At 69.4% G+C, this 9155-nt stretch carries 11 protein-coding genes; 4 read left to right on the top strand and 7 right to left on the bottom strand.

Annotated features, from left to right (window positions below; all coding sequences use genetic code 11):
- Window positions 1–353 precede the first annotated feature (353 nt).
- Window positions 354–1004, bottom strand: coding sequence for a DNA-3-methyladenine glycosylase (locus ACWCPI_RS36605; protein WP_451042281.1), 651 nt, complete (start codon window positions 1002–1004; stop codon window positions 354–356).
- Between the two features lie 139 nt (window positions 1005–1143).
- Between ACWCPI_RS36605 and ACWCPI_RS36600 the strand changes: the two genes are divergently transcribed.
- The 3 genes from ACWCPI_RS36600 to ACWCPI_RS36590 all read left to right on the top strand — a co-directional run bounded on the left by ACWCPI_RS36600 (window position 1144) and on the right by ACWCPI_RS36590 (window position 3161).
- Entirely contained in the window at window positions 1144–1926 is a 783-nt protein-coding gene (locus ACWCPI_RS36600; RefSeq protein WP_451042280.1) for a sporulation protein, read from the top strand.
- A 43-nt stretch (window positions 1927–1969) separates the two neighbouring features.
- The gene (locus ACWCPI_RS36595; protein ID WP_451042279.1) at window positions 1970–2509 is read left to right on the top strand and encodes a YbhB/YbcL family Raf kinase inhibitor-like protein; all 540 of its coding nucleotides are present in this window, start codon (window positions 1970–1972) and stop codon (window positions 2507–2509) included.
- Between the two features lie 145 nt (window positions 2510–2654).
- The gene (locus tag ACWCPI_RS36590) at window positions 2655–3161 is read left to right on the top strand and encodes an HNH endonuclease (protein WP_451042278.1); all 507 of its coding nucleotides are present in this window, start codon (window positions 2655–2657) and stop codon (window positions 3159–3161) included.
- Window positions 3162–3299: 138 nt separating this feature from the next.
- Here ACWCPI_RS36590 and ACWCPI_RS36585 read toward each other — a convergent pair whose 3' ends face one another.
- From ACWCPI_RS36585 to ACWCPI_RS36575, 3 genes are all read right to left on the bottom strand, one after another.
- Window positions 3300–4253, bottom strand: coding sequence for an SPFH domain-containing protein (locus ACWCPI_RS36585; RefSeq protein WP_451042277.1), 954 nt, complete (start codon window positions 4251–4253; stop codon window positions 3300–3302).
- Between the two features lie 132 nt (window positions 4254–4385).
- A complete protein-coding gene (locus ACWCPI_RS36580; RefSeq protein WP_451042276.1) occupies window positions 4386–4817 on the bottom strand; it encodes an NfeD family protein in 432 nt (143 codons plus the stop codon).
- A 106-nt stretch (window positions 4818–4923) separates the two neighbouring features.
- Window positions 4924–5721: an ABC transporter ATP-binding protein gene (locus tag ACWCPI_RS36575; RefSeq protein WP_451042275.1), complete on the bottom strand. Its 798-nt coding sequence runs from the start codon at window positions 5719–5721 to the stop codon at window positions 4924–4926.
- 144 nt (window positions 5722–5865) lie between these two features.
- Between ACWCPI_RS36575 and ACWCPI_RS36570 the strand changes: the two genes are divergently transcribed.
- Window positions 5866–6654 carry a hypothetical protein gene (locus ACWCPI_RS36570; protein ID WP_451042274.1) on the top strand — a complete coding sequence of 263 codons (789 nt, stop codon included), beginning with the start codon at window positions 5866–5868 and terminating at the stop codon, window positions 6652–6654.
- Window positions 6655–6751: 97 nt separating this feature from the next.
- Here the strand turns inward: ACWCPI_RS36570 and chpE are convergent, their stop codons facing one another.
- The 3 genes from chpE to ACWCPI_RS36555 form a co-directional block, all read right to left on the bottom strand.
- Window positions 6752–6997 (bottom strand): chaplin ChpE, encoded by a 246-nt coding sequence (chpE, locus tag ACWCPI_RS36565; RefSeq protein WP_451042273.1) that lies wholly within the window; start codon window positions 6995–6997, stop codon window positions 6752–6754.
- 168 nt (window positions 6998–7165) lie between these two features.
- Entirely contained in the window at window positions 7166–7807 is a 642-nt protein-coding gene (locus ACWCPI_RS36560; protein ID WP_451042272.1) for a response regulator, read from the bottom strand.
- Complete coding sequence (locus ACWCPI_RS36555; RefSeq protein WP_451042271.1) at window positions 7800–8969, bottom strand: GAF domain-containing sensor histidine kinase; 1170 nt, start codon at window positions 8967–8969, stop codon at window positions 7800–7802. The genes ACWCPI_RS36560 and ACWCPI_RS36555 overlap by 8 nt, the downstream gene beginning before the upstream one ends.
- Between the last annotated feature and the right edge of the window lie 186 nt (window positions 8970–9155).

Below are 9155 nucleotides of genomic sequence, written 5' to 3'. Positions count from 1 at the left end.
CTCAAGGAACGGTCGCTTCCTTCGTACTCACCCTCTCGGGCTTTCCTCCGGGCGCTTCCCTTCGGTCTTGCGTTTCCGACTCTATCAGATCTTTTTTCGATCCGATTCCCTGTCGGCGGGATTGCCGTGGGCCTTGGGCTTTCGCCCGTCGGCCTTTCGACATTCACTACGTTAGCCGATTCCCCCGCCCGATTCATAATCGGGCTCCGGAGGTTGGAATTCGGGCATGCGAGCACGCCAAAAACCGACCCCGTTGAGGGTATTCGTAGGTAGTGGGTTGGCCGCTCCGGCTGCTGACTTCGCAGTACCCGGTTCAGCGGCTCGGGCTACGTTACGCCCCTCGTCCAGGCGCGTCAACTTCGGCGGCGCCTCGGGACGTGGGCCCGATAGGGGCTCACGGTGGGGTCGTTGGCGATCCAGTAGCGCCAGGGGTGGGCGTCCCCGTTGCCGCCGTCGCCGGCCACGCCGGTGCGGGGGCCGTTGCGTACCTGGTCGGAGGGGACGGGGGTGCCGGTGAGGATGCGCAGCGGTGTCTCGTCCGGGGTGCATGCGTCCGTGCCGTCCAGGGCTCGGTCCACGTCCAGGGCGGTGGCCAGGCGGGCCGGGCCTTTGGCCAGTTCCTTGTCGTTGCGGGCCGAGAGTCGACGGGTGCGGGCAAGCTCGGCGCCCTCCACGATCTCGCCGGCTCGCAGCAGGACCGCGCTCGCCGAGCCGTCGGGGCCGCACACCAGGTTCATGCAGTGCCACATGCCGTAGGTGAAGTAGACGTAGACGTGTCCGGGAGGACCGAACATCACGTCGTTGCGGGGTGTGCGGCCGCGATAGGCATGGGACCCGGGGTCGTTGGGGCCGTCATAGGCCTCGACCTCGGTGAGGCGCAGAGCGATCGGACCGTCCGGGGTGGAGCGTACGAGGATGCGGCCCAGGAGGTCGGGGGCGACTTCCAGGACGGGCCGGTCGAAGAAGTCCCGGGGCAGGGGCGTACGGTCGGGGGTCGCGATCATGCCGTCCGAGGGTACTGGAGACGGGTGCTCGTGACGGGGTGGTCAGGGAGCGTGCACCTTGCCAGGGTGGGGTGCGGAACCGGCCACGGCCGGATCGCGTTTGTAGGGATCAAGGATCCACTCTGAAAAGAGGAGAGTCATGGCGTTCAAGAAGCTGCTCGCGAGCCTGGGGGCCGGTGGGGCTTCGGTCGAGACGGTGCTGACCGAGGTCAACGTCGTGCCGGGCGGCGTCGTCCAGGGCGAGGTGCGGATTCAGGGCGGGTCCGTGGCCCAGAACATCGAGGGTCTGTCCGTGGGCCTCCAGGCCCGGGTCGAGGTGGAGACCCAGGACTCGGAGTACAAGCAGGACATCGAGTTCACCAAGATGCCGCTCGGTGGTGCCTTCGAGCTGCAGGCCCAGGCCGTGCACGCGGTGCCCTTCGGGCTGGAGATCCCGTGGGAGACGCCGATCACGACGATCGACGGTCAGACGCTGCGCGGCATGCACATCGGTGTGACCACGGAGCTGGCGATCGCGCGGGCCGTGGACTCCACCGACCTGGACCCGATCAACGTGCACCCGCTGCCCGCGCAGAAGGCGATCCTCGACGCCTTCATCCAGCTGGGCTTCCGCTTCAAGAACGCGGACATGGAGCGCGGGCACATCCGCGGTACGCGGCAGAAGCTGCCGTTCTACCAGGAGATCGAGTTCTTCCCGCCGCAGCAGTACCGCGGGATCAACCAGGTCGAGCTGAGCTTCGTCGCCGACGCGAACGCGATGGACGTCGTCCTGGAGATGGACAAGAAGCCGGGACTGTTCAGCGAGGGCAGCGACACCTTCCGGTCGTTCCAGGTGGGTCTGCACGACTTCCAGGGGACCGACTGGGCGGCGTACCTCAACCAGTGGCTGTCCGAGGTCGGCAGCAAGCGCAACTGGTTCTAGGCTCGGAACTGCTGATTCCACCGGTTCGTCAGGAGGTATCGAAGTGACCGAGCTCAAGAGGCGGCCGCTGCCCCACGACTTCCATCCGCCCGTGCCGTCCTTCACGGTCACGAGCGAGGACGTCGAGCACGGCGGGACCCTCAAGGACGCTCAGGTCCACGCGGCCGGCAACACCTCGCCGCAGCTGCGCTGGGAGGGCTTCCCGGCCGAGACCAAGAGCTTCGCCGTCACCTGCTACGACCCCGACGCCCCCACGGGGAGCGGGTTCTGGCACTGGGTCCTGTTCGACATCCCGGCCTCGGTGACCGAGCTGCCGGCGGGTGCGGGCAGCGGCAAGTTCGAGGGTCTGCCGGAGGGTGTGATCCACGCCCGTAACGACTACGGCTCCAAGGACTTCGGCGGTGCCGCGCCGCCGCCCGGAGACGGGCCGCACCGCTATGTGTTCACGGTCTACGCCGTGGACCAGGACAAGCTCGGTCCGGATTCCGACGCCAGCCCTGCTGCCGTCGGGTTCAACCTGCGGTTCCACACGCTGGCGCGCGCTCATGTGATCGCCGAGTACGAGGTGCCCGCCGAAGCCTGACGTTCATGGAACGTTTGCCCGCCCCCGGTCATGGAAGTGATCGGAGGCGGGCACTTTTTATTTCGTTGTCCATCTCGGCGTGCCCGGCCAGAGTTGATCCCAGCCCGCCAGGGGGTGGGCAGGTGCACACGGGAGGTGGGCTGCAATGCGGGACACGCTGGTACTGAACGCGAGCTTCGAGCCGCTGTCGACGGTGACGTTGAACCGAGCCGTCGTTCTGGTGCTTCAGGACAAGGCCGTCGTCGAGCAGGCCCACCCCGAACTGCGTATGCGGGGAGCCGAGGTGGACATACCGGCGCCCCGGGTGATCAGGCTCTGCAGGTACGTACGGGTGCCGTTCCGAAGACAAGCGCCGTGGTCGAGGCGGGGAGTTCTGGTGCGGGACCGGCACCGGTGCGCGTACTGCGGGCGGCGGGCCACGACTGTGGACCATGTGCTGCCCCGGTCGCAGGGTGGGCAGGACACGTGGTTGAACACGGTGGCCTCGTGTGCGGAGGACAATCACCGGAAGGCTGACCGGACTCCGGAGGAGGCGGGTATGCCGCTGCTTCGGGAGCCGTTCGAGCCGACTCCCGCCGATGCGATGTTGCTCGCGCTGGGAGCCGACGACCTTGCCGCGCTGCCGGATTGGCTGGCGCTGGACGCGGCGTAACTCATCGCTGTGGGGTCTTGAGTTGTTCGTCGGCTGCGCGTTGGTTGTGGCTGGTCGCGCAGTTCCCCCGCGCCCCTGAGCGGCACTTGGGCCCGCCTTCTTCGGAAGGCGGGCCCATTTTCGACTGCTGTCTCGGTGTCAGTCGATCGAGGGCTTCTCTCGGCGTTCCGTGCCCGTGCCGCCGTTGCCGGAGGAGCCGTTGCCCGAACCGCCGCCCAGGCCACCCAGGTTGCCCATGGCGCCGGACAGGCCCTTGAGGGCGTCGCCGATCTCGCTGGGGACGATCCAGAGCTTGTTGGCGTCGCCCTCGGCGATCTTGGGGAGCATCTGGAGGTACTGGTAGGAGAGGAGCTTCTGGTCCGGGTCGCCGGCGTGGATGGCTTCGAAGACCGTACGGACCGCCTGGGCTTCGCCTTCCGCGCGCAGGGCGGCTGCCTTGGCCTCACCTTCGGCGCGCAGGATCTGGGACTGCTTCTCGCCCTCGGCGGTGAGGATGGCTGCCTGGCGTGTGCCTTCGGCGGTGAGGATCGCGGCGCGCTTGTCGCGGTCGGCGCGCATCTGCTTCTCCATCGAGTCCTGGATGGAGGTGGGCGGTTCGATCGCCTTGAGCTCGACGCGGTTGACGCGGATGCCCCACTTGCCCGTCGCCTCGTCGAGGACGCCGCGCAGGGCCGCGTTGATCTCCTCGCGGGAGGTGAGGGTGCGTTCGAGGTCCATGCCGCCGATGATGTTGCGCAGGGTGGTGACCGTCAGCTGCTCGATCGCCTGGATGTAGCTGGCGACTTCATAGGTCGCGGCGCGCGCATCGGTCACCTGGTAGTAGATGACGGTGTCGATGTTCACGACCAGGTTGTCCTGCGTGATCACCGGCTGCGGCGGGAACGGCACGACCTGTTCGCGCAGGTCGATGCGGTTGCGGATGGTGTCGATGAACGGGACCACGATGTTGAGGCCCGCGTTGAGCGTCCGGGTGTAGCGGCCGAAGCGCTCGACGATGGCCGCGCTCGCCTGTGGGATGACCTGGATCGTCTTGATCAGGGCGATGAAGACCAACACCACCAGAATGATCAGGACGATGATGACCGGTTCCATCGTCGTTCCCCGTACCCCTTCTCCGCCGCGGCGTTTTCCGCAGATCTTATGGTTGTTGAAGATCTTGCTGGTCGAGTCTGACAGACCGTCGCGTGCCTCGTGGCGGGTTCGCGCCACTTACGTCGTGCGAGGTCACATGACGATCGCCGTGGCCCCCTCGATGTCCACGACGTCCACTTCCTCGCCTACTTCGTAGGCGCGGTCGGTGTCGAGGGAGCGTGCCGACCAGACCTCCCCGGCGAGCTTGATCCGGCCGCCGGACGCGTCGACGCGCTCCAGTACGACGGCCCGTCTGCCTTTCAGCGCGTCGATGCCGGTGGCGAGTTGGGGCCGCTGGGCGCGATGTCGGTTCGCGATGGGCCGTACGACGGCGATGAGTGCGGTCGATACGACGACGAAGGAGACGACCTGGGCGACGGCCTCGCCGCCGAGGACGCCGGCGACGAGGGCGGCGGCCACGGCGCCCACCGCCAGCATGCCGAGTTCCGGCATCGCGGTGATCACGAGCCCGATGCCGAGCGCTGCCGCGCCGATCAACCACCAAACCCACGCGTCGATTTCCACATGGTCATGGTAGGACCGCGTGCCCTGTCGCGGACAGGGCGCCGGTCGTTTGAACGGTCTTTCTCACCGCGGTCTCGACCAGGTTCTCGCGGGGTGAAGGACAGCGTCAGGACAGGGGGAGACCCTGTGCCGTCCAGCGGTCGCCGACCTGCTCGACCACGAGCGGGAGCCCGAAGCAGAGGGAGAGGTTGCGGGAGGTGAGTTCGAGCTCCATGGGACCGGCCGCGAGGACCTTGCCCTGGCGGATCATCAGCACGTGGGTGAAGCCCGGGGGGATCTCCTCGACGTGGTGGGTGACCATGAGCATCGAGGGGGCGATCGGGTCGCGGGCGAGGCGGCCGAGGCGGCGGACGAGGTCCTCGCGGCCGCCGAGGTCGAGGCCGGCGGCGGGCTCGTCGAGGAGGAGCAGCTCGGGGTCGGCCATGAGGGCGCGGGAGATCAGGGTGCGCTTGCGCTCGCCCTCGGAGAGGGTGCCGAACTTGCGGTCGAGGTAGTCGCTCATGCCGAGGCGGTCGAGGAAGGCGCGGGCGCGCTGCTCGTCGATCTCCTCGTAGTCCTCGTGCCAGGTGGCGGTCATGCCGTACGCGGCGGTGAGCACGGTCTCCAGGACGGTCTGGCGCTTGGGGAGCTTCTCGGTCATGGCGATGCCGGCCACACCGATGCGCGGGCGCAGTTCGAAGACGTCGGTGCCGGGCTTGCCCAGGGTCTCGCCGAGGATGGAGACGGAGCCCTTGCTGGGGTAGAGGTAGCTGGACGCGAGGTTCAGGAGCGTGGTCTTGCCGGCGCCGTTCGGGCCGAGGATCACCCAGCGCTCGCCCTCCTTGACCGACCAGGAGACCTGGTCCACCAGAGCCCGGCCCTCGCGGACCACGGATACGTCCTGAAGCTCCAGAACATCGCTCATGAGCGCGTTGTCTCCCCTTGCTGTGACCGGTCTCGGCGTCTCGGCGTCTCAGTGGTCGCGTGCGCCTGTGGGCGCAGCCCTCTAGGAAATCTACGCCACCGGTCCGGCGCTTCATTCCATCGGTCCGGTCCTTAGGGTGGTGGCATGCTCTCGGAACCACGTTCAGGACGTCTTGCGGCTTGGGGTAATGCCCTTTTGGCCGGACTTGTCTCCCCCGATGACGCTGTGCTGGAGATTGTCGGGACCGATGCCGTGCACCGGGTGGAGGGGCTGCCGGCCGAGACCGCGCCCGTCGGTCTCACGCTGGCGCTGGGGCGGCTGCGGTCGCTCGGGGTGAGCGGGCTGCGGGTGGCGCTGCCCGCGCCGGGGCATCCGCTGGGGTTGAGCGGGCCGCCGGAGTTCAACGCGCGGGCGCTGGAGGCCGAGGAGGCGGTGATCTGCCACGGTGCCGCGTTCGGGCTGGTGCCGCAGGTGTACGAGGCCGGGCCCGACGGTGATGTGCATGTCGAGGTGGTGTGGCACTGCCTGGCGGTGCGGGAGGCGCCCCCTGCGGATGTGCCGTCGCTGGGTGAGGCGGAGCGGGAGCTGGCGGAGGCTCTGCGGGAGGCCACCGAGGTGCTGTCGCGGCTGGACGTGGCCGGGTCGGGGCCGGTGGCCGAGGCGGCGATCGATGCGTACCGGGCGCGGGCCGAGCGGGGCCGGGAGGCCTTGGCTCCGGGGTATCCCCCGCGGGCGGTGCGGGTGCTGGAGCTGGCGCAGCGGGTGGGGTTGCTCGTGTCGCTGGCGTATGAGAACGGGCACGGGGGTGCGGTCAGCTCCGCCGAGATGGGGGCGCGGGCGGAGGCGTTGCGGCCGGTGGAGCGGGTGGCCAGGCGGGCGCAGGTCGCGGCCTACAACGCCGTTGTCGAGGAGCGGGAGCGGGGCGTGCGCTGAGTGTCGGGCGTCCGACGGCCGGCAGAAGGCTTGCACGACAGACCGGCCTCCCGGGACAGCCGGGAGGCCGGTGGTCACTGCCTGGTGCGCGATGGCGTCACTTGTTGACGGCCAGGTTGCCGAAGGCCGGGTTCAGGATGCCCACGACGTTCACGCTGTTGCCCGAGACGTTGACCGGGATGTGAACCGGAGCCTGGACGACGTTGCCCGAGGCGACGCCCGGGGAGCCCACGGCCTTGCCGTCGGCGTGCGCGCCGTCGGTGGCGGAGGCCATTCCGGCACCGGCGGCCAGCAGGCCACCCGCCACCATCGTCACGGCCGCTGCCTTCTTCAGGTTCTTCACTTCTAAGCCCTCCTTGCGACTGCCGCGGCAGTCGCCGCAGCACGCCATGGAGAACGGCGGGGATCCCCGAAGGATGCGCCATCCGGGGGACATTCCCACGACGGTATGAATCTCAGCCCGGAGCGGAACCCTCCGTATTGCCGTCCGTCATGCCTTGCGGAGAGCGTTTCAGCCGGTCACGCCATGGCGTACGGCCCACAGCGCGGCCTGGGTGCGGTCGGCGAGGTCGAGTTTCATCAGGATGTTCGACACGTGTGTCTTGACGGTCTTCTCCGACAGGACCAGGGCCCTGGCTATCTCACGGTTCGAGCGGCCGTCCGCGATCAGGCCGAGCACCTCTCGCTCCCGCTCGGTCAGGGAGCCCGCCCTGCCCGGCCCGGAGTTCGCCTCCTCCTGGGACAACAGGGCGCCGGCGACCTCGGGTTGTAGCAGGATGTGGCCGGCGTGCACCGAGCGGATGGCGCCGGCGAGCGCGTCGGGGTCCACGTCCTTGTAGACGTACCCGGCGGCGCCCGCGCGCAGGGCGGGGATCACCGTGCGCTGCTCGGTGAAGCTGGTGACGATCAGCACGCGCGCGGGGTTGTCGAGTTCGCGGAGCTTGCGCAGGGCCTCGACACCGTCCATGCCCGGCATCTTGACGTCCATGAGGACGACGTCCGGCTTCAGTTCCTCGGCGCGGGCCACTCCTTCGGCACCGTCGGCGGCCTCCCCCACCACCTCGATGTCGTCCTGCACTTCCAGGAAGGTGCGCAGGCCCCGGCGGACGACCTGGTGGTCGTCGACGAGCAGTACCTTGATTGCGTCAGCCACCGGGGACCTCCATCTCGATCACGGTGCCCTTGCCGGGCGCCGATTCCACGGTCAGCGTGCCGCCGGCCCCGCTCGCCCGGTCCCGCATCGAGACCAGGCCCAGGTGGCGTCCGGCGCGGCGTATCGCCTGGGGGTCGAAGCCGCTGCCGTCGTCGGTGACCCGCAGGACGGCTCCGCCGCCGCGCCGGTCCAGCGTCACGTCGACATGCTCGGCCCCGGAGTGCCGCAGGGCGTTGTGCAGGGCCTCCTGCGCGACGCGCAGCACCGCCTCCTCCTGGGCCGCGGGCAGGGCCTTCACGCCGCGGCCGGCGAAGGTCACGCGCGCGGTGTGGGCGCGGTCGAGCACCTGGATCTGGGTGCGCAGGGTCGCAACGAGGCCGTCCTCGTCGAGGGCGGCGGGGCGCAACTCGACGACCGCGGCGCGCAGTTCGTCGGCGGCCTCGGCGGCCAGCGCGGCCACCTGGTGCAGCTCGCCCTTGGCGCGGGACGGGTCCCGGTCGACCAGGGCGGTGGCCGCCTGGGCGGTCAGGCGCAGGGAGAACAGCTTCTGGCTGACCGCGTCGTGCAGTTCGTGCGCGAGGCGGGAACGCTCCTCGGCGATGGTCAGCTCACGGCTGCGCTCGTACAACCGGGCATTGGTCAGGGCGATGGCGGCGTGCTGGGCGAGGATGGAGAGCAGTGCCTCGTCCTCCTCGGTGAAGCCGCAGCCGTCCTCGGGCTTCGGGCACGAGGGGTCCTCCCCCTCGGGGCGCAGCTTGTTGGCGAGGAACAGCGCGCCGATGACCTCGTCGCCGTCGCGGATCGGCAGGCCCAGGAAGTCGGACATCTCGGGGTGCGCCGACGGCCAGCCCTCGAAGCGGGGGTCCTCGCGGACGTCGGCGAGGCGCTCGACCTCGGCCTCCTGGAGCATCGCGGCGAGGATGCCGTGCTGCCGCGGGAGGGGGCCGATGGCCTTCCACTGCTCGTCGCTGACCCCGTCGACCACGAACTGGGCGAAGCCGCCGTGGTCGTCCGGGACGCCGAGGGCGGCGTACTGCGCGTCGAGCAGTTCGCGGGCCGAGGCGACGATCGTCTTGAGGACGTCGCGAACCTCTAGATGCCTGCTCATGGCCAGCAGCGCGGAGCTCACCGCTGCCAGGCCGGACCTGGGCCTTTGACTCATGCCCTCACGGTACCGGCGGGGTGTGACAGCCGGATCGGACCAGTGGCGGCGGCCGGGTGGGGCGCGGGACCTAGGACTGTGGTCCATGTGATCGGTGCGGGGCGGCGCACGGCCCGGGCGGGAGGCGTAGGACCAAAGGCCCCGGTTGTGCGGTGTAGGACGAAGGACCCCGCGAACTGCGGCCCG

This window comes from Streptomyces sp. NPDC001920 (genome assembly GCF_053594495.1).
Note: the sequence above shows the minus strand (reverse complement) of the source record. Positions and strands in the feature narration are given on the sequence as shown.

Bases quoted from the DNA above. Each gene is read 5' to 3' on its own strand.
- ACWCPI_RS36585 (WP_451042277.1), bottom strand. From the start codon at position 4,253: ATGGAACCGGTCATCATCGTCCTGATCATTCTGGTGGTGTTGGTCTTC.
- ACWCPI_RS36600 (WP_451042280.1), top strand. From the start codon at position 1,144: ATGGCGTTCAAGAAGCTGCTCGCGAGCCTGGGGGCCGGTGGGGCTTCG.
- ACWCPI_RS36555 (WP_451042271.1), bottom strand. From the start codon at position 8,969: ATGAGTCAAAGGCCCAGGTCCGGCCTGGCAGCGGTGAGCTCCGCGCTG.
- ACWCPI_RS36590 (WP_451042278.1), top strand. From the start codon at position 2,655: ATGCGGGACACGCTGGTACTGAACGCGAGCTTCGAGCCGCTGTCGACG.
- ACWCPI_RS36605 (WP_451042281.1), bottom strand. From the start codon at position 1,004: ATGATCGCGACCCCCGACCGTACGCCCCTGCCCCGGGACTTCTTCGAC.
- ACWCPI_RS36575 (WP_451042275.1), bottom strand. From the start codon at position 5,721: ATGAGCGATGTTCTGGAGCTTCAGGACGTATCCGTGGTCCGCGAGGGC.
- ACWCPI_RS36570 (WP_451042274.1), top strand. From the start codon at position 5,866: ATGCTCTCGGAACCACGTTCAGGACGTCTTGCGGCTTGGGGTAATGCC.